Annotated in this window: 17 protein-coding genes and 1 pseudogene; 12 read left to right on the top strand and 6 right to left on the bottom strand. The window is 61.2% G+C overall.

Annotated features, from left to right (window positions below):
* Positions 1-263 precede the first annotated feature (263 nt).
* From EX00_RS14090 to EX00_RS14065, 6 genes are all read left to right on the top strand, one after another.
* Entirely contained in the window at positions 264-1448 is a 1185-nt protein-coding gene (locus EX00_RS14090; RefSeq protein WP_047458719.1) for a M20 metallopeptidase family protein, read from the top strand.
* Between the two features lie 185 nt (positions 1449-1633).
* Positions 1634-3217 carry an ABC transporter substrate-binding protein gene (locus EX00_RS14085; protein WP_047458717.1) on the top strand — a complete coding sequence of 528 codons (1584 nt, stop codon included), beginning with the start codon at positions 1634-1636 and terminating at the stop codon, positions 3215-3217.
* 188 nt (positions 3218-3405) lie between these two features.
* Positions 3406-4386: an ABC transporter permease gene (locus tag EX00_RS14080; protein ID WP_047460307.1), complete on the top strand. Its 981-nt coding sequence runs from the start codon at positions 3406-3408 to the stop codon at positions 4384-4386.
* Positions 4383-5213, top strand: a complete 831-nt coding sequence (locus EX00_RS14075; protein ID WP_047458715.1) for an ABC transporter permease — start codon at positions 4383-4385, stop codon at positions 5211-5213. The genes EX00_RS14080 and EX00_RS14075 overlap by 4 nt, the downstream gene beginning before the upstream one ends.
* The gene (locus EX00_RS14070) at positions 5206-6816 is read left to right on the top strand and encodes an ABC transporter ATP-binding protein (RefSeq protein ID WP_047458713.1); all 1611 of its coding nucleotides are present in this window, start codon (positions 5206-5208) and stop codon (positions 6814-6816) included. Before EX00_RS14075 ends, EX00_RS14070 begins: the two co-directional genes overlap by 8 nt.
* Positions 6817-6858: 42 nt before the next feature.
* Positions 6859-7773, top strand: coding sequence for a homocysteine S-methyltransferase family protein (locus EX00_RS14065; RefSeq protein WP_047458711.1), 915 nt, complete (start codon positions 6859-6861; stop codon positions 7771-7773).
* 56 nt (positions 7774-7829) lie between these two features.
* Here EX00_RS14065 and EX00_RS14060 read toward each other — a convergent pair whose 3' ends face one another.
* Positions 7830-8720: an SMP-30/gluconolactonase/LRE family protein gene (locus tag EX00_RS14060; RefSeq protein ID WP_047458709.1), complete on the bottom strand. Its 891-nt coding sequence runs from the start codon at positions 8718-8720 to the stop codon at positions 7830-7832.
* 78 nt (positions 8721-8798) lie between these two features.
* On the opposite strand from EX00_RS14060, the gene EX00_RS14055 reads away from it, so the two are divergent.
* Complete coding sequence (locus tag EX00_RS14055) at positions 8799-9218, top strand: GlcG/HbpS family heme-binding protein (RefSeq protein WP_047458707.1); 420 nt, start codon at positions 8799-8801, stop codon at positions 9216-9218.
* Positions 9219-9290: 72 nt separating this feature from the next.
* On the opposite strand, the gene EX00_RS14050 is transcribed toward EX00_RS14055, so the two are convergent.
* Both EX00_RS14050 and EX00_RS31065 read right to left on the bottom strand, forming a co-directional pair.
* Entirely contained in the window at positions 9291-10322 is a 1032-nt protein-coding gene (locus tag EX00_RS14050; protein ID WP_047458705.1) for an L-idonate 5-dehydrogenase, read from the bottom strand.
* A 10-nt stretch (positions 10323-10332) separates the two neighbouring features.
* Positions 10333-10524, bottom strand: a pseudogene (locus EX00_RS31065) (2-hydroxyacid dehydrogenase); the annotation flags it as partial.
* A 170-nt stretch (positions 10525-10694) separates the two neighbouring features.
* On the opposite strand from EX00_RS31065, the gene EX00_RS14040 reads away from it, so the two are divergent.
* The 4 genes from EX00_RS14040 (at position 10695) to EX00_RS14025 (ending at position 13940) form a co-directional block, all read left to right on the top strand.
* Positions 10695-11453, top strand: a complete 759-nt coding sequence (locus EX00_RS14040) for an SDR family oxidoreductase (RefSeq protein WP_047458701.1) — start codon at positions 10695-10697, stop codon at positions 11451-11453.
* Between the two features lie 119 nt (positions 11454-11572).
* Positions 11573-12460, top strand: a complete 888-nt coding sequence (locus EX00_RS14035; protein WP_047458699.1) for an NAD(P)-dependent oxidoreductase — start codon at positions 11573-11575, stop codon at positions 12458-12460.
* Positions 12457-12789: a hypothetical protein gene (locus tag EX00_RS14030; RefSeq protein ID WP_047458697.1), complete on the top strand. Its 333-nt coding sequence runs from the start codon at positions 12457-12459 to the stop codon at positions 12787-12789. The genes EX00_RS14035 and EX00_RS14030 overlap by 4 nt, the downstream gene beginning before the upstream one ends.
* Positions 12790-12953: 164 nt before the next feature.
* Positions 12954-13940: a LacI family DNA-binding transcriptional regulator gene (locus tag EX00_RS14025; protein ID WP_404944018.1), complete on the top strand. Its 987-nt coding sequence runs from the start codon at positions 12954-12956 to the stop codon at positions 13938-13940.
* Between the two features lie 66 nt (positions 13941-14006).
* Here EX00_RS14025 and EX00_RS14020 read toward each other — a convergent pair whose 3' ends face one another.
* Genes EX00_RS14020 through EX00_RS14010 form a run of 3 tightly spaced genes read right to left on the bottom strand, consistent with a single transcriptional unit; the run spans position 14007 to position 17725 of the window.
* Positions 14007-15101: an ABC transporter substrate-binding protein gene (locus EX00_RS14020; protein WP_047458691.1), complete on the bottom strand. Its 1095-nt coding sequence runs from the start codon at positions 15099-15101 to the stop codon at positions 14007-14009.
* Between the two features lie 43 nt (positions 15102-15144).
* Complete coding sequence (locus EX00_RS14015) at positions 15145-16212, bottom strand: ABC transporter permease (RefSeq protein ID WP_047458688.1); 1068 nt, start codon at positions 16210-16212, stop codon at positions 15145-15147.
* A 16-nt stretch (positions 16213-16228) separates the two neighbouring features.
* Positions 16229-17725 (bottom strand): sugar ABC transporter ATP-binding protein, encoded by a 1497-nt coding sequence (locus tag EX00_RS14010; protein WP_047458685.1) that lies wholly within the window; start codon positions 17723-17725, stop codon positions 16229-16231.
* 533 nt (positions 17726-18258) lie between these two features.
* Here EX00_RS14010 and EX00_RS14005 point away from each other — a divergent pair.
* Positions 18259-19242 carry an AraC family transcriptional regulator gene (locus EX00_RS14005; protein WP_047458681.1) on the top strand — a complete coding sequence of 328 codons (984 nt, stop codon included), beginning with the start codon at positions 18259-18261 and terminating at the stop codon, positions 19240-19242.
* The last annotated feature ends 156 nt before the right edge of the window (positions 19243-19398 follow it).

Genomic DNA, 19398 nt, shown 5'->3' with positions numbered 1-19398 from the left:
GACTTTCCCAGCCGTTCGGCTGGTATCCGGCAACAGTTTTAAGAACGACACCGCGAAAAAAGTGGGGAAGGGGCCATAATGCCGCTATCGTGGCCTTGCGGCCATCTGCGATCAAGCGGAATTGATGGGCGAAGGCTTGAGAATGTTGCTCTGCGGGCGGCACAACGCTAATCGTTGAAATACTCAATGTCCATCAGGCCGCTTGCCGCACCAAATGAAGGCAAAGCGTTCTTCTCCACAGGATCTCCGGGGATATCAGCAAGATGAATTCGCACGTCAATGACCTCAATGCGCTCGTGGAAGAGCTTTCATCGCGGCAGGAGCGGCATCTGATCGAGGTTCGCCGTGATATCCATGCCCATCCCGAGACCGGCTTCGATGTGGTCAGGACAAGCGGCGTGGTTGCCCGCGAACTCGCGAGCCTCGGGATCGAACATCAGACCGGCGTTGGTCGCACCGGCGTCGTCGGCTTCATCAAAGGCGGGCGCCCCGGCCCGACACTTCTCATTCGCGCGGATATGGACGCCCTGCCGATCCAGGAGCAGACCGGCCTGCCGTTTGCCAGCCAGATCGAGGGCAAGATGCATGCCTGCGGCCATGACCTGCACACGGCGACGCTGATCGGCGTCGGAGCGGTCCTCAAGGACATCGCGCCGCGTCTCAGCGGCAACATCAAGCTGATGTTCCAGCCAGCCGAGGAAACACAGGAGAGTGGTGCCGCGGCGATGATCGTCGACGGCGTGCTGGATGGCGTTGACTATGCGCTCGGTTTCCACAATCACCCGGACGAGCCGGTCGGGACCTTCAGTTTCGTCGGCGGCATATCGACGGGTTCGTCGGACGAGTTCGACATCACCATTCATGCCAAGTCCGGACATGCCGCGCGCCCGCATATGGCGGTCGATCCGGTTGTTGCCACGGCGCATCTCATTACGCAGTTGCAGGCGATCGTTTCACGCGAGGTCGATCCGATGCGTCCGGCTGTGCTGACGATAGGCTCCATCCACGGCGGCAATACCCACAACATCATTCCGGACTCCGTTGTCCTCATGGGAACCGTTCGTTGCCAGGACGCACAATCCCGGGACGTGATCGAGGCCGCCATCCGGCGCGTCTGCGAGGGGCTGGAGGCATCCATGCGCGTGCGCTGTGAGATCAATTATGTGCGGGGCGTGCCGTCGCTGATCAATGACGAGCATCTTTTGACGACGACCATGGCGGCCGTTCGCGAGCACTATGGCGACGTCATTCTGGAACGCGAGGCAGGTCTCGGTGCGGAAGATTTCGCCCTGGTCGGCGCGAAGGTCCCGGCTTTCCAGCTTGGCGTTGGCGCATCCCAGGAAGGCCGCGACGATCGCCTTCATAATTCCGACTACCAGCCCGATGAGCGCAGCATTGCTAACGGCGTCGTGGCGCTGTCGCTGGCGGCCGTAAAGCTCCTGGCATAGCCGGGACGGCCTCCGTTTACGACACGGGACCGGCTGTTAAGCCGGTTTTGCATTTTGTTTCTTCCTGACCGTTGATTTTTAGGAGGAAATTGCGCGCTTGATGTGAGCCGATACCATAGGAAATGTGCCACGCGGTCGCCGCGATGCGGAGCCAAAAGCCATCAGATGAAGAGGAACAGATTTTAATGCCGGGCGAAAAGACGATTTCGAACATCCTACAGCCGACACGGCGCCGATTCCTGCAAACCGCGGGCGCCCTGTCGGCGACGCTTTCGGCGGGCGGGCTGTTGCTTCCCGGCAGCGCTGCGGCGCAAGCGGAAACGCCGGTCCGTGGCGGGCATCTTGTCTTGGGGCTGGATACAGCCTCGAGCTCGGACAGGCTCGACCCTGCCTTCTATACCGAAGCCTATATGTATACGGTCGGCTTCCAGCTCTTCAACACCGTCGTCGAGCTTGGCCCCGACGGCAAGCTGATCGGCGCGCTCGCCGAAAGCTGGGAGCCGGCAACGCCCGATGGCAGCAAGTGGGTTTTCAAGCTGAAGAAGGGCATCCAGTTCCACAATGGCAAGGAACTGACCGCGCAGGACGTCGTCTACTCGCTCAACCATCATCGTGGCGAAAAGAGCAATTCCGGCGGCAAGGGCCAGCTTCTGGCGGTCACCGATATCAGTGCCTCCGACACGCATGAAGTCACGGTAACGCTGAATTCGGGCAATGCCGATTTTCCGGCGGCGCTGGTCGACTACCACCTCGGCATCGGCCCCGATGGCGGCGATTTCGATAAGGGCGTCGGCACCGGCGCCTTCATACTTGAGGACTTCCAGCCGGGCGTTCGCGCGCTGACCAAGCGCAACCCGCATTACTGGGCTTCGGACCGCGCCTTCGTCGATTCCGTCGAAACTATTGCCATGAGCGATGCGACGGCCCGCATGGCGGCGCTGTTGAGCGGACAGGTGCACATCATCAATCGTGTCGAACCGCGTGCGGTCAGCCGGCTCACGGCACGGCCGGGCGTGCAGATCCTGCGCTCGCAGGAAAACACGATGTATTGCTTCCCGATGCGGGTCGACACTGCTCCCTACAACAATCTCGACCTGCGGCTGGCGCTGAAATACGCGATCGACCGCGAGGAGTTGCAGAAGAGCCTTCTCGTCGGCACCGGCGCCATCGGCAACGATAATCCGATTGCCTCCTGGAACCCCTACTTCGCCAAGGATATTCCGCAGCGCGCCTACGATCCCGAGAAGGCCTCCTTCCACTTCAAGAAGGCGGGCTCGCCAAGCGGCATCCAGATCAGCGCCTCCGACAACGGTTTCCCCGGCTCGGTCGACGCGGCACAGCTCTATCAGGCTTCCGCCGCCAAGGCCGGCATCACCATCGATGTCGACCGTGTGCCCTCCGACGGATATTGGGACGAGGTCTGGCTGAAGAAGCCGTTCGTCGCCTCCAACTGGTCGGTACGCCCGACGGCGGACGCCATGCTGTCGCTGATCCTCCAGTCCGACGCACCGTGGAACGAAACGGCCTGGCGCGACGAGTCCTTCGACAAGCTGCTGGCAGCGGCGCGTGTCGAGCTGGACGAGGCCAAGCGCAAGCAGATCTATCATGACCTGCAGGTGAAGCTGGTGGACGAGGGTGGCGAGATCATTCCGCTCTTCGTCGACAATCTGGCGGCCGCCAGCGACAAGGTTGGCGGCTATGTGCCGGTGCCGGGCGGTGGCGATCTCAGCGGCTACCGTATCGCCGAGCGCGCCTGGCTCAAGGCCTAACATACCCTGCAACAGAATGCCCATCGGTCCCCGGATTGCCATCCGGGGGCTCTTTTTTCCAGATAGGGCCGCTAAACCGTTGCGCTAGGCTGTCATTCGCGATAGCGGCCATGCGTGGAATTTTTCGGAACAGACAGATGAACAACCAGCCTCTGGCTGAGGAGATCCAGCTCGAAACGCAGGCAGTGATGCCACCGGCACGCAAATCGGCCGGCGGTCATCTCTTGCGCCTGCTCATCAAGCGTCTGGCTCTTGGTCTCGTGCTGCTGTGGGCGGTCTCGCTGGTCATCTTTGCCGGCACCCAGATTCTCCCCGGCGATGTCGCAACCGCGATGCTCGGCCAGCAGGCAACGCCGGAGGCGGTCGCCAGCATCCGCAAGGAGCTTGGCCTGGAGAAACCCGCGCCACAACGTTACGTCGAATGGCTGGGTGGCGCCGTGCGCGGCGATTTTGGGCGCAGCTACAGTAACCGCCAGGATATTGCCAAGAGTATCGCGCCCCGCCTGAAGAACACGCTTTATCTGGCGGCGATGGCAGCGATCATTGCCGTGCCTTTGTCCATCCTGCTCGGAATCCTCTGTGTGCTTTACGTCGGAACCTGGGTCGACCGGACCATCGGCATCGTCACGCTCAGCGCCATATCGCTGCCGGAGTTTTTCGCGGGCTACCTGCTGATCGCCTATTTCTCGGTCAGCCATTTCTGGCTTCCAAGCAGCGCCACTGTCTCCGACGCCATGCCGCTCGGGCAACGCCTTGTCACCATGCTGCTTCCCTGCCTGACACTGGTTCTGGCGGTCGTCGGGCATATGATGCGGATGACGCGGGTAGCGCTTCTGAACGTCATGGCGTCTCCCTATATCGAGACGGCGTTCCTGAAGGGGCTGCCGGGCTGGCGCATCATCTGGAAACATGCGCTGCCGAATGCGGTGTCGCCGATCGTCAATGTCGTGGCCCTCAATCTCGCCTATCTCATCGTCGGCGTCGTCGTGGTCGAGGTGATCTTCGTCTATCCCGGCATGGGCCAATATTTGGTGGACCACGTTGCCAAACGCGACGTGCCGGTCGTACAGGCCGCCGGCCTGATCTTCGCCGCCGTCTATATCCTGCTGAATATCGTTGCTGACATGGTCGCGATCCTTGCCAATCCCCGATTGAGGCATCCGCGATGAGAAGTCTGCCGCGTTTGACGCCCCTGGCGGTGATCGGCCTCGCCGGTGTCTTGATCTTTCTCGTCATGGCGGTGCTGGCGCCGTGGATCGCACCGCATCCGGTCTCGCAGGTGGTCGGCGGTGTATGGGACATGCCGTCCGCCAACGCGTTGCTCGGCACGGATAATATCGGCCGCGACCTCTTTTCGCGGCTGCTCTGGGGCGCGCGCATCACCTTCATCATCGCGGCCCTGGCCACCCTCCTTGCCTTTGTCATCGGCGTATCGCTCGGTTTCTACGCTGCTGTCCGGCGCGGGATCATCGATCAGGTGCTGTCGCGGTTGAACGATCTGGCGATGGCGATCCCGACGCTGATCCTGGCGCTGGTCGTGCTCGCCGTTCTGCCGAAAACCATGATCGTGCTCATCCTCGTCATGGCCGCGCTCGACGCGACGCGGGTCTTCCGCGTCAGCCGGGCGCTTGCCAGCGATCTCGTCACCCTGGATTATGTCGAGGTGGCGCGCCTCCGCGGCGAGGGCTGGGGCTGGATCATCTTCCGGGAAATCCTGCCGAATGCGCTGTCGCCGCTTCTTGCCGAATTCGGCCTGCGATTCGCTTTCGCCATTCTCTTCCTGTCGACGCTCTCCTTCCTTGGCCTCGGCGTCCAGCCGCCGATTGCCGATTGGGGCAGCCTGGTCAAGGAGAACAAGGACGGGCTGGTGTTCGGCGTCTTCGCCGCCCTCATTCCGGGTGCTGCGATCGCGATCCTCGTCATCTGCGTCAATCTCGTCGTCGACTGGATGCTCCAGAAGACGACCAGCCTGAAAGGCGTTCGCCGCCATGGCTGAAGCATTGCTCAAAGTCACGGATCTAGAGATCAAGGCCGGCGATCAGATCATCGTCGATAAGGTGTCGTTCACGCTGGAAAAAGGGCGCGTACTGGGCCTGATCGGTGAATCCGGAGCAGGAAAATCCACGATCGGGCTTGCCTCGCTCGGCTATAGCCGCGACGGCTTGCGCATCACCGGCGGGCGCGCCGACCTGAACGGTACCGACATATTGGCGCTGCGTGGTCGCGACTCCAGACGCCTGCGCGGCGCGGCGGTGACCTATGTCGCGCAGTCGGCCGCAGCCGCCTTCAATCCGGCCTATCCGTTGATCGAGCAGGTGATCGAAGCCACGCTTTGGCACGGTCTCATGAACCGTAGCGACGCCATAGCGCGGGCAAAGGAACTCTTTGCCCTGCTCGGCCTGCCCGATCCGCAGAATTTCGGCGATCGCTATCCGCATCAGGCATCGGGTGGCCAGTTGCAGCGTGCGATGACGGCCATGGCGCTGTGCCCGCATCCTGAACTGATCGTTTTCGACGAGCCGACGACCGCGCTTGACGTGACCACCCAGATCGAAGTTCTCGCTGCCATCAAGCAGGCGATCGAGAAGACCGGGACTTCCGCGCTCTACATCTCCCATGACCTTGCCGTGGTGGCGCAGGTGGCCGACGAGATCCTGGTACTGCGCCATGGCCGAATGGTCGAGCAGGGGCCGGTTGATCGCATCTTCAACGCACCACAGGAAGACTACACGAAGCAGCTCGTCTCGATGCGCCAGTCTGAGAAGCCGGCCAAGCCGGTGGCGGATGCGGAAGCTCTGCTCAGCATCAAGGACATAGAGGCCGGATACACGCCCGGCACGACCGTGCTCAAGGGCATCAGCCTGGATATCGGTCGCGGCGAAACGCTGGCGGTGGTGGGCGAGTCCGGCTCGGGAAAATCGACGCTGGCGCGCGTCGTCACCGGCCTGCTGCCGGCCGCCAAAGGTAGCCTGCGCTTCGACGGACAGACCTTGCCGATCGATCTTGCTTCACGCGGACGCGAAATCCTGCGCGATATCCAGATCATCAACCAGATCCCCGATCTGGCGCTCAATCCACGCCAGACCGTCGAGGCGATCCTCGCCCGTCCGCTTGCCTTCTATTTCGGTCTGGGCGGCGTGGAGCTCGAACGTCGTGTGACGGCATTGCTCGATCATGTCGAGCTGGCGCAGACCATGCGTGGGCGCTATCCCTCGGAGCTCTCCGGAGGCCAGAAGCAGCGTATCTGTATAGCGCGCGCGCTTGCTGCCGCGCCGAAGCTGATCATCTGCGACGAACCAACATCGGCGCTCGACCCGCTGGTGGCCGAGGGCATTCTCGGTCTGCTGGCACGCCTACAAAACGAGAGCGGCACATCCTATCTGTTCATCACGCACGATCTCGCCATCGTGCGCGCCATAGCGGATACTGTCGCGGTCATGCTGGACGGCAAAGTGGTGCGCTATGGCCGCAAGGAGGATGTCCTGGCGCCGCCGTTTGACCCCTATACGGAAAAGCTGATCGCATCGGTCCCGGAAATGCGCCCTGGCTGGCTGGACGAGGCAATCGCCAGGCGGACGCCCGGAAAAGCGGCTCGCTGAGCCCTGCCGAAATTACGAGATAGTAGAACAAGGAATGACACGATGACAAAGCGCGGACTTATCCTGGATGGCGGCACCGGCCGCGAACTCGAACGGATCGGCGCGCCTTTCCGTCAGCCGGAATGGTCGGCGCTGGCCTTGATGGAAGCGCCTGAATTCGTCCGCAAGGTCCATGACAATTACATCGAGGCCGGCACCGACGTCATCACCACCAACAGCTACGCCGTGGTGCCCTTCCATATCGGTGACGAGCGTTTCGAGGCCGATGGTGCCATGCTGGCCGCACGCGCCGGCCGGATCGCACGCGAGGCGGCGAACGCATCGACGGATCGCAAGATCCTCGTTGCCGGTTCGCTGCCACCGGTTTTCGGTTCCTACCAGCCGGATCTTTTCGACCCCAAGCGGGCAGGGCATTATCTCGATACACTGGTCGGCGGCATGACGCCTTACGTGGATTTGTGGCTCGCCGAAACCCAGAGCAGCCTGGCAGAAGCGCGTGCCGTCCGCGCGGCGACGCTTTCGACCGGCAAGCCTCTCTGGGTCTCCTTCACCTTGCGCGACGATCTCGCCCCCTCGGACATGCCGGAACCGCTGCTGCGCTCGAACGAGACCGTCAAGGCCGCCGCCGAACTCGTTGCCTCCTTCGGTGGCGCGGCCATGCTTTTCAATTGCAGCATGCCGGAAGTCATGGAAGCAGCCATCGAAACGGCGCGCGCTACCTTTGTCGCCCTGGGCGCGGACATTCAGGTCGGCGTCTACGCCAATGCCTTCCCTTCGCAGCAGGACGACGAAGAGGCCAATGCTACACTGAGCGAAATCCGCAACGATCTCGATCCTGATAGCTACGGCCAATGGGCCGGACGCTGGGCCGCCTCCGGCGCAAGCATCATCGGCGGCTGCTGCGGCATCGGCGTGGATCATATCCACGCGCTGTCGGGCCGCTATCGCTGCGTCTGAGCAGTCGATCTTTTAAGCGGGCGCGATGAGGCAAGGCCGGTCTAGCCGGCCAAGCCTTAAAGCGCTCCGCTTCTGTTGAGCGAAATCGAATAGACGCTCGTGGTCGCGGTGATGAAGAGCTTGTGCTTGCCGCGTCCGCCGAAGCAGATATTGGACACGGTCTCGGGAACCAGCAGCTTGCCCATGAGATGGCCATCCGGCGCGATGCAATGGACGCCGTCGCGCGCGGATGACCAAAGGTTGCCGTCGCTATCCAGCCGCATTCCGTCGGCGCAGCCCGGCGTGATCACATGAAACACCTCGCCGCCGGTCAGTCGCCAGTTTTCTCCGACGTTGAAGACGCGGATATGCTGGGGGTCGTTGCTGTGCATGCGGCCGGTATCGGCGACATAAAGCTTCTTCTCATCCGGGCTGAAGGCAAGCCCGTTCGGGCAATTGAAGTCGGTCAGCACGGCTGACATCGAACCCGAAGCATCGACACGATAGACATTGCAGGGCAATTCCTGCTCGCTTTTATAGCCTTCGTAATCCGTGGCAATGCCGTAATGCGGGTCGGTGAACCAGATGGCGCCATCGGAGGCGACGATGACATCGTTGGGTGAATTCAGCCGCTTGCCCTGATAGCTGTCGGCGATCACCGTGATCGAACCATCATATTCCGTGCGGCTCACGCGTCGTCCGCCATGCTCGCAGCTGATAAGGCGCCCCTGCCGGTCGCGTGTATGGCCGTTGGAGAAATTCGACGGTTCGCGAAAGATGCTGGTGCCGAGGCCGGGTATCCAGCGCATGATGCGATTGTTGGGGATGTCGGAAAACAGCAGGCAATTCTGGTCGCCGAACCAGACAGGTCCCTCGACCCAATCGAAGCCGGTGGCAATCTGCTTCACGGGTGCGTTGCCGAGGACGAATTGGCCGAAAGCCGGATCGACGATTTCGAAGAACGACATTTTGACATTACCTCCCATAATGTTGCATTCTGTTATCGATAACATAATCGGATGCGTCCGCAAGCGGGAGGATATTGCATGAGCCATAGTGTGGCGTCGAGTGTCTTGAGCGACGAGGGTGTGATGACGCTGCTGAGCGCAGCGATCGGCGAGGCGACCGCGATGGGGCAGCCGCAATGCATCGTCATTGTCGATGCGAGCGGCGTAACGCTGACGTCTTTCCGCATGCGCGGATCACGTTTCCTGTCGCTCAAAAGCGCGCTTGCCAAGGCGCGGACGGCGGCATCCATGGGCGCTCCAAGCCATTCCGTTCCCGAGCACGCTAAGCTCTTGCTGGCGGCCGCCACGCAAGGCGAGGCAACGGGTCTTCGAGGTGGGCTTCCCATCCGCATTGCCGGCGTGCTTGTCGGCGGGATCGGCGTCGGGTCTGGCTCGGGAGAGCAAGACGAAGCGGTTGCCCTTGTTGCGCTGAAAGCAATCGGGGCGGATCTGGACTAAAAATCCTGGTTATTTGCGAACAGGGCCTGCCGGCAAATCATCCTCGCTGGCAGGCCCTGTTTATTTGATGCGTCAGGCGAAGACGATCTGAGCCTTCATGGCGCGGCTGCGGTCCGAGGCAATCTCGAAGGCGCTGATCGCGTCATTCAGCGGTACGGAATGGGTGATCAGCGGCTTTACGTCGATCAGGCCCTTGCGCATCAAGGATACGCCGACGCTGAATTCCTCGTGGAAGCGGAACGAGCCGCGCAGGTCCAGTTCCTTGGCGGTGATGGCTAGCATCGGCAGCGTCATCTCTCCACCGATACCCAGTTGCACGATGATGCCGCGCGGCCTGAGCGCCGCGATCCCTCCGACGAGGGCGGCCTGAGCGCCTGAGCATTCATAGAGGACATCGAAGGTGCCCTTGTCGGTCGAATAGGCGGCAAGCGCTTCCGGCTCCTGTTTCGTGTTGATAACCCTATCCGCACCTGCTTGCTTGGCGACCGAGAGCGTGAAGTCCGACAGATCGGTCGCGACGATTTCCGCAGCACCTGCACGACGGGCGGCCAGGATAGACAGTACGCCGATCGGTCCACAGCCGGTCACGAGGACGCGCTTGCCGAGCATCTCGCCGGCACGCCTTGTGGCATGCAGCGTCACGGCGAGCGGTTCGGCCATGGCCGCCTCGCCAGCCGTCAGGCCATCGGCGGGAACGCATTGGATGGCATCGGCAACCAGCGTTTCGCGAAATGCACCCTGGATATGCGGAAAGGGCATGGCGCTCCCATAGAAGCGCATGTTCAGGCACTGATTGTGCAGGCCTTCCTGGCAGTAACGGCAGGTTCGGCAGGGGCGCGACGGGGAAACGGCGACGAGCTGGCCGACCTCGAGCCCTTCGACGCCGGGGCCGAGGGCCGTGACAGTCGCGCTGACTTCGTGTCCGAGGATCATCGGCTGCTTCAGGCGGACCGCGCCGAAGCCGCCGTGATGGTAATAATGCAGGTCGCTGCCGCAGACCCCGCCAGTGGCGAGCTTCAGCTTGACCTCTCCCGCACCCGGCTCTTCCTCCGGATAGTCCTCGATCCGCAAGTCCTTGGCGGCGTGAGCGACGATGGCTTTCATGTCATTCTCCTTACAGAACGGGTGTCAGCAACGGCTGGCCGGCAAAATGAGTGGCGAGATTGTCGCGGACGAGCTGTCCCATGGCCTTGCGGGTCTCGATAGTACCCGAGGCGTGGTGGGGCTGCAAAAGAACATTGTCCAGCGCCAGAAAGCGCTCATTGAGTTTCGGCTCGCCCTCGAAGACGTCGAGCGCTGCCGATCGAGCTTGCGGGTTTCGAACGCATTCAGAGGCTCCTGATCCCATTGCGGATAAGGTCCGACCTGAAGAATTATCGGCTTGTCCATCTTTTTGCATCCTCCCTTGACATCGAATGTTATCGATAACATAAACAAGGGGAACAGCATTTGTCGAGATAAAAAACGGAGGAAACGATGTCTCTTGGCCTCTTTGATCTGAAAGGGCGGCGTGCTCTCGTTACGGGTTCATCCCAGGGCATCGGGCTTGCTCTTGCCAAAGGATTGGCGGCGGCGGGCGCCGAACTGGTGCTCAACGGTCGCGACGCGGAAAAGCTCGCCAGGACCGCGGCCCTGTTCGAAGGCAAGGTTCACACATTGCCTTTCGACGCGACCGATCATGAAGCTGTCCGCAACGCCGTCGACGCGTTCGAAGCCGGGACCGGCGCCATCGATATCCTTGTCAACAATGCCGGGATGCAGTTCCGCTCGCCACTGGAAGAGTTTCCCGCCGATGCGTTCGAGCGGCTTCTTCGCACCAACATATCGAGCGTTTTCAACGTCGGCCAGGCCGCCGCGCGCCATATGATCAAGCGCGGTGCGGGCAAGATCATCAATATTGCCAGCGTTCAGACCGCGCTGGCACGGCCCTCGATCGCTCCTTACACGGCAACCAAGGGCGCTGTCGGCAATCTCACCAAGGGCATGGCGACGGACTGGGCCAAGTATGGGCTGCAATGCAATGCCATCGCGCCGGGCTATTTCGACACACCGCTGAATGCTGCGCTCGTTGCCGACACGGATTTCTCCGCATGGCTTGAGAAACGTACTCCGGCCGGCCGCTGGGGACGTGTCGAGGAGTTGGTCGGCGCCTGCGTCTTCCTGGCTTCCGACGCCTCCTCCTTCGTCAACGGGCATGTGCTTTACGTCGACGGCGGGATCACGGCGTCGCTTTAAAGGGGTGTTGCAGGCTCTTGGTCGGCGCGACGAGGACGCGCGGGCCATAACAGCGGATATGGATCATCGTTCGAAATGGGCGCCGCGACTGATGTCGCGGCATTGGAGGAGGAACAGCCATGAGCAACAAGGTGGCGCTGATTGGCGCGGGCGCAATGGGCGGAGCTATCGGCACGCGCCTCGCCGAGACCGGCAACAGCCTGACGGTCTTCGACCTCGACAAGGAGAAGGTGGCGGTGTTGACGGCCAAGGGCGCGAGTGCCGCACCTAGCGCGGCGCAAGCGGCTGCAGTGTCCGACTATGTCATTCTCAGCCTGAATTCTCCGGGGATCGTGCGTGCTGCTGTGTTCGGCACCGGCGGTGTCGCGGAAGGCGCCAGACCTGGCACCTTGATCATCGACATGTCCTCGATCGATCCGGACGCCACCAAGGCACTGGCCGCGGACGCAACGGCAAAGGGGCTGCGCTGGGTGGACAGCCCGCTGTCCGGCGGTGCTCCCAAGGCGCTGATCGGCCAGTTGACGCTGATGGCCGGCGGCAGCGAGCAGGACGTCGCCGACGCCCATCAGGTGCTCAAACATGTCGCCTCGAATTATACCCATATGGGGCCATCGGGCGCCGGGCAGACCACGAAGCTGATCAATCAGGTGCTCTGTGCACTGAACTTCCTTGCCGTTGCGGAAGCGACCCAACTGGCGCTCGACGCCGGCGTCGATGCCGCCAAGATCCCGCAGGCGCTGAAGGGCGGGCGGGCCGATAGCGCGCTCCTGCAGGAATACATGCCGCGTTACGTGGCCAAGGATTATCGCCGTACCGGCCGGATCGACAACATGGTCAAGGATCTGAACGGTGCGCAGGACCTTGCCCGGCGCACGAACACCGCCATGCCGCTGACCGCCGTCTGCGCTGAAGTTCACCGCATGCTGACGGCAGCGGGCCTCGGCGGCGAGGATCAGGCGGTTCTGATGGAATTCTTCAAGGGGCCGAACAAGGAGATCGCCGAATGATTACCCGATATGCACTATTCGAAGGCAAGGTCAGGGACGGCGAGACCGAGGCGTTTCGCGCGGCGGTCATGGAAGCCATTCTGCCGAAATGGAAGCAATTTCCCGGCGCTCTCGATGTTCGCGTGTCTTTCGCGGAGGCCCGGGACGAAGGCGCTCCTGAATATCCGATGATCCTTGCCATCAACTATCCCGACACGGCCGCGGTTGAGGCCGCTCTTGCAAGCCCAGCTCGGGCCGAGGCGCGTGCTGCGACGGAAGCGGTGCTCTCGAGGTTTTTCGAGGGGCGCATCCATCATCATGTGACGGTTGCCAATGAATTCGTGCTTTGAACCTCCTCTGCCATGACGGCTGCCCAACGCGGAGCGGAAAGACCCGGTCTTCTCGTCTCAGGATAAGCGAAGGGTGCGCCCTTGCTATTTAAAGGCGATACATATTACTCTCGTGGTAACGATAACATAGGCTGTCGATGAGCAATATACGCAAGCCACCGACCATGGCTGACATCGCTCGCGTCATGGGGGTCTCCCCCATGACCGTGTCGCGCGCATTCAAGGCGGACAGTCTGGTCAGCACGGAGACCCGGGAGGCCATTCTCAAGGCCGCCGAGGATCTGGGCTATGTGTTCGACAGCACGGCGTCCAATCTGCGCTCACAAAAGTCGGATTTCGTCGCCGTCACCATTCCCTCGATCAACAACGCCAATTTCGCCGATACCGTTGGCGGGCTTGCCGATACGTTCGCCGCGCGCAACATGCAGATTCTGCTGGGTTACACCAATTACGACATGCAGGAGGAGGAGCGGCTGATCGAGCAGCTTCTGCGCCGCAAGCCGCAGGCAATCGTCGTGACCGGCGGAAGGCATACGCCGCGCGCGCGGCGCCTGCTGGAGACGGTCAATATCCCGGTGATCGAGACCTGGGACATTCCGACCGAGCCGATCGGGCATTATGTGGGCTTTTCCAATGCCAGCGCCGTTCGCCAGATGGTGGATCACTTCGTCAGCGTCGGCCATCGCCGCATTGCCTTCATCGGCGGCGATGTCGGGCGTGATACCCGCGGCAGCGAGCGCCGGGCCGGTTTCATTGCCGCAATGGAGGCGCATGGGCTCGATGCATCCCGTCTGATCGCTGCCGGAGTGCCGCCCATTTCGATGCGTGAAGGCGCCAATGCGATGGCAAGGCTGATCGAAATCCATCCGGATACCCAGGCCGTGGTCTGCGTATCGGATCTCGCGGCCTATGGCGCACTGACGGAATGTCGCCGGCTCGGCGTTCCCGTGCCGGAGCGTTTTGCGATCGGCGGCTTCGGCAATTATGAAATCGGCGAGGTCTGCGTGCCGACGCTGACGACGATCAACGCTTTCGCGCGCGAGATCGGTGAAAAGACAGCCCGGCTGATCCTGGATATTCTGGATGAGCGGCCGGCTGTCGAGGATGTCCGGATTACGCCGGAGCTGATCGTGCGCGACAGCAGCCGCTAGGCTTTTCTTGTAGCTGAATGCAAAAGCGCGGCCCGAAGGCCGCGCCGTTTTCATATCAAGACGGGATCACTTGCCCCAGATTTTCTGGTATTGATCCTTGTAGCCATTGCCGGGATCGAAGGTGTTTTTCGGGCCTCCGTCCGTTTCGACATTGTCTGCCGTCACGACATGTAGCGGCGACAGATAGCCGGACCATTTCTCCCCCGAAAAAGCCCGGTTGAGTTCGTCGACCAGCTGCCAGCCTTGCAGGTTCAAGGGCTCGGCGACCGTTACCTTCTGATACTGGCCGGCACGGATTCGCGCATAGGCGGATTCCGAACCGTCACCGGCGGCCACGTTGATCGGCGCGTCCGTGCCGCCCTTGCCGGCGGATGCAAGCGACGGTCCCATGAAGTCGAAATAGAGGTCGTTGATAGCCAGCGAATGGGTCCAGCTATCGCCGTACTTCTGCAACAGCGAGGTGGTGAGCTGCGGCATGCGCTGTGAAGTCTCGGCAATGGGCGTGTCGACATATTCCAGCACCTTGCCGCCGAGGCGCTCGATCTCGGCCTTCATCTTGTCGGCCTTGGCAATGGCGATCGCATAGGTCGAGTCGGTGAAGATGATGACGCCGGGCTTGCCCTTGGCGTCGACATAGGCCCAGTCGGCGGCAGCCTTCGAGACTTCCATCGCGTCCGTGCTGACATTGGCGAACAGCCCGCTCTTTTCGTCCGGGCCGATGACGGGCCCGGCATGCCAGGCAACCAGCGGGATCTTTGCGGCTTGCGCCTGTTCCAACGCCGGTGCCTGCTCGATCGCGTCGAAGCCGTCGATGATGATGCCGTCGGGCTTCAAAGCCATGGCCTGGCCGAAGGCCGCGGTTCGTCCCCCGATCGAGCCTGCGCCATCCAGAACCTTGACCTGCCAGCCAATTGTCTTGGCTGCTTCCTCGACCCCGTTGCTGACGCCGAGGATGCCGCCGTTCTTCAGATCGCCGGCCAGCACGACGATGGTCTTGCCGGGCTGCGCCTTGGGACCGGTGGTGGGGCCATCCCATTTTGTGACCGCCGAAGCATATTTGTCGACGACAGCCTTCGCGTCGGCCAGTGGATCCGCATAGGCGTGGCTTGCGCATAGCATCAACAGGCCCGTGGTTGCCTGCAGGAAATATCTGCGTTTCATTGTCTGTCTCCTCCCTTTGGTAATCAAAACAATATGATCTTCACTATTCGGCTGCCTTGGCGGACAGTTGCGGTTTTTGCGCGGGCGCCATGCGGCCGGCGAGGCTACGGCGACGCTGGGCATAGCCAGCAATTCCGATGGCGACGAGCAGGGTCACGCCGTTGAACAGCGGTTCCACATAGAAGGAGCCTCCGATCTGCTGGATGCCGGCAATACCGACGGCCAGAATGATGACACCGATCATGGTTCCCCAGACATTGACGCGGCCGGGCTTGATGGTGGTGGAGCCGAGGAACGCTCCGACGAGCGCCGGCAGAAGATATTCCAGACCAACGCTGGCCTGACCGATCCTGAGCTTCGAGGCGAGCAACACGCCCGCTACCGCGGCAAGTGTGCCGGAAGTGACGAAGGCGCCGATGACGAAGCGGCGAACCGGGATGCCGTTGAGAGCGGCCGCCTTTGGATTGGCGCCGATCGCGTAGACGTAACGGCCCATCGGCGTGTATTCGAGCACGATCCACATCACGAAAGCTAGAACCAGGACGTAGAGGCCGGTGATCGGCAGGCCGAAGATCATGGTTCCATTGAGCGCGTAGAAGCCCTGCGGCAGCATGCCGACCACCTGTCGTCCGCCTGTGTGCCAAAGGGCAATGGCGTAAAGGACGGTGCCGGTGCCGAGCGTTGCGATGAAGCTGTCGATCTTGGCGATCTCGACGAGCAGCCCGTTGAGGAAGCCGGTGAACGCGCCAAGCAGGAGAACGATCAGGACGGCGACTGGCCATGGCAGGCCGAACATCGTCTGCAGGCTGATCGCCAGCACATGCCAGAGCACGATGCCATAGCCGATCGTCAGGTCGATACGCCCAGCCGCCATCGGGATCATCGCCGCCAGCGACAGGATGGCGATGATGGTCTTGTCCGAGATGATCGAGCGCAGATTGAGCAGCGTCGGAAAGGTCTGCGGTAGCAGGATGGAAAACAGCAGGATCAGGAAGGCCGTCAGGATGACGAGGCCGTAGACCGGCAGCAGTCTCTGGATTTTCTGGCCGAAGCTCATTCCCGCCAGTTCGGCCCGGGTGGGTTCGAGCGCATTGGATTCGATCGATTGCATGGGGTTTCTCTCCGATTTAGGCGGCTTCGGATGCAGACGCGGCGGCGATGACCGCGGGTGTCGTCAGCTCCGCGTCGCTCAGTTCCCGCACGATTTGACCGCGTGAGAACACCAGGGCGCGATGGCAGATGTGGGCGATTTCCTCGAAGTCGGTGGAGACGACGAGCACGGCGAGCCCATCCTCCACGGCCTCGGCGATCAGCTTGTAGATGTCCGCCTTGGCGCCGACATCGACGCCGGCTGTCGGATCCTCGGCGATCAGCAGCTTGCGGCCGGTGGCCAACCATCGGCCGACCACCACCTTCTGCTGATTGCCGCCGGACAAGGCCTCGATCGCAAGTGCCTGGTCATTGGGCCTGAGGCCGACCCGGCTCCCCAGCGAATAGGCCATTTCAGCCTCGCGCTGCGGCCGCAGGAAGGACATCATCCCCCGCCCGGACGCGCCGGGGTTGAGGAAGGTGTTTTCCCGGAGGCTGAGCGACATGGCGACCGACTCTTCGGTCCGGTCTCTTGCGATCAGGCCGATGCCCGCAGCCATGGCGGCAACGGGGCTCGAAAGATCGGGCTCAGCACCATTCAGCCGGACGGTTCCGCTGGATGGCTCGCAACCGAACAGTGCACGTCCGATCAATTCCTGGCCGGCGCCTCTGAGGCCGACAAGACCGAGCAGCTCTCCCTGCCGGATGTCGAAGGATACCGGACCAGCGCCACGGCAGGCGAGATCTTTGACGGTGACGATGGCAGGGCCGGCGGTTTTCTCGGCCTTGACGAAAAGCTGGTCGGCCTTGCGGCCGACGATCATGCGGATCAGCTCGTCCGGCGTGGTGTCTGCGACCGGCTTCTGCCCCACCAGCTGCCCGTCGCGCAGCACGGCGACCCGATCGGCGATCCTGAAGATTTCGTCCAGCCGGTGCGAGACATAGATCATCGCCACGCCACGCTCTTTTAGCGGGCGAATGGCTGCAAACAGCTTTTCGACCTCATCGGCGGGCAGGCTTGCCGTGGGTTCGTCGAGAACGAGAACGTCTGCTTCGACGGCGAGGGCACGGGCGATCGCCACCAGGGATTTTTCGGTTCGTGTCAGCTCCTGGACCCGCGTCGAGGGATCGAAATCGCATCCGACAAGCTTCAGGGCCTCAGCCGTGCGGCGCTCGGTCGCCCGCCAGTCGATCAGCTTGCCACGCAGCGAATAGCCCTGCGCCAGGCCGACATTCTCGCCCACGGTCATCCATTCGATCAGCCCGAGATCCTGATGGATGAAGGCGACCGGCTGGCGCTGATTGGGCTTCGGCGGGCGATGCTGATACGGCTTGCCGCGAAACAGGATCTGGCCCCCATCCGGCTTGTAGATGCCCGCGAGCGTCTTGATGAGGGTCGATTTACCCGCGCCGTTCTCGCCGAGAAGCGCCAGGATTTCTCCAGGCCTCAAATCCAGAGAGACGTTCGAAAGGGCGCGCGTTCCACCAAATTCCTTGGTGATATCGCAAAACTCGAGCAGCTTTCCGTCGTTCATCCTGCTCCTCCCAAAGCTTCGATGAGGGAAGGCTATGTTATCGATAACATTCCGTCAAGAGGCTCGGGCAACAACGCGCCCAAGCGAGCGGTATAGCCTCGCCGCCGCTATTGTTGCTGTGCCAAAGCCGCTGGGGACCGAGGCTGGCTTACGGTTGAAACTAGCGAATGGGAATTCAATCTATGAGAAAAGATATACTTTGAACTTAAAGCAATACAGGGCCTTAAATAGACAATCCTTACATATTATGAATGGGTTTGCCGCAATATCGCCATTCGAAATCAGAATCAATGGCAAATTGGTGAGAGTTAATCATCGAATTTCGGAAAACATCCTGAGTGAAATTTTAAGAGCTGACGCCTCATTGTGGACAATACTGCTACGCATTGGATAATGTTTAGATCGATCGTGCATCCTCGCTATTCATGATCTAGTATTGTTTGCTGGGATAATTGCAATCTGTGATCTGATTTTCTGTGGTTTGGGTGGCGCCCTTGAGTGCTTTCCAAAGGATTGCCTGTTCAGGAGCTTTGATGAGGTACGTTACTCAATCAGTTTTCAAGATTGTGGAAGCCGATGCTGATGAAATGTCGGAGCACTATGCCAGGACCTTGTCTCCCGCGAAGGTGGAGCCCCTTTACCAACATTCGTTGATCTCGGTGGAAGACCGCCATTTCGCCATTGGACGTTGCAGCATCTGGAACGGAAGATGTCATTCCGGAATGCGGGTAACGCTTGCGCAGGCGCCGGACGCCTACGTTCTCTATCTGCCATCCTCTGGGGTGATGGAAATAGACACGGGTCGTAAGCGGCTCACTTCGAAGCCAGCGACTGGTCTTCTCGGTGATATGTCGCATTTTGAGAAGCTGACACTCCATGAGGCGCGCGGCCATATGGGCGTGGCCTTCGAGAAATCCGCAATGATCCAGCAATTGAGCGAATTGCTGGATGCTCCTGTTGTCGGCGGCATCGATTTTGCCGATACACTTGACCTGGCAACGGCAAAAGGCGGGCGGATAGCGGCGCTCAGTCATTTTGTCTGGAGTTGTCTGGATGTCGAAGAGGCGGACCAACCCTCGTCGGCATTTATCGAGCGCATGTTGCAGGCGATGATGATCGCTTTGCTAGAGACCGTCCCCAACAATTACTCGGCGCGACTGGCCAAGCCGGTTTCTCCAGCGATCCCGAAGCGGCTGAAGAGAGCGATCGAATATATGCACGCCAATATCTCGTCGCCGATGGCTGTCGCGGATATCGCGCGGGAGGCCGGTGCAAGCGTGCGTGCATTGCAGGCGGCATTCCAGCAGTTCAAGGACACAACGCCCCTCAATTATCTGCGGACGATCCGTCTGGAAGGCGCTCGCAAGGCCCTCACGGACCCAGCCGTTTCCCTGCCGGTCGCCGAAATCGCTCGCAATTGGGGATTTTCCCATATGGGGCGTTTCGCAGCGCTCTATCACCAATCCTTCGGCGAAATGCCCTCGAACACGGCGAAGATGGGGAGAGGCGGAAGTTAGTCGTGCGCCGCGAGCAGCGATGCGATGTCGCAGAGATCTGATCGTTGGGTTGAACACCAAGGCGCTGTTCAACAAGCGCAGATCTTATACCGAACACGCAAGAAAGAGGGGCGCGGGCAATTGCGATCTCATGATTGCATTGAAGTCTTAGGTGTA

It is taken from the genome of Martinezella rhizogenes (genome assembly GCF_000799715.1).
In the GTDB taxonomy this organism is placed as follows: domain Bacteria; phylum Pseudomonadota; class Alphaproteobacteria; order Rhizobiales; family Rhizobiaceae; genus Rhizobium; species Rhizobium rhizogenes_C.
The sequence above is the reverse complement of the archived record's forward strand: the minus strand, read 5'-3'. Positions and strand labels throughout refer to the sequence as shown.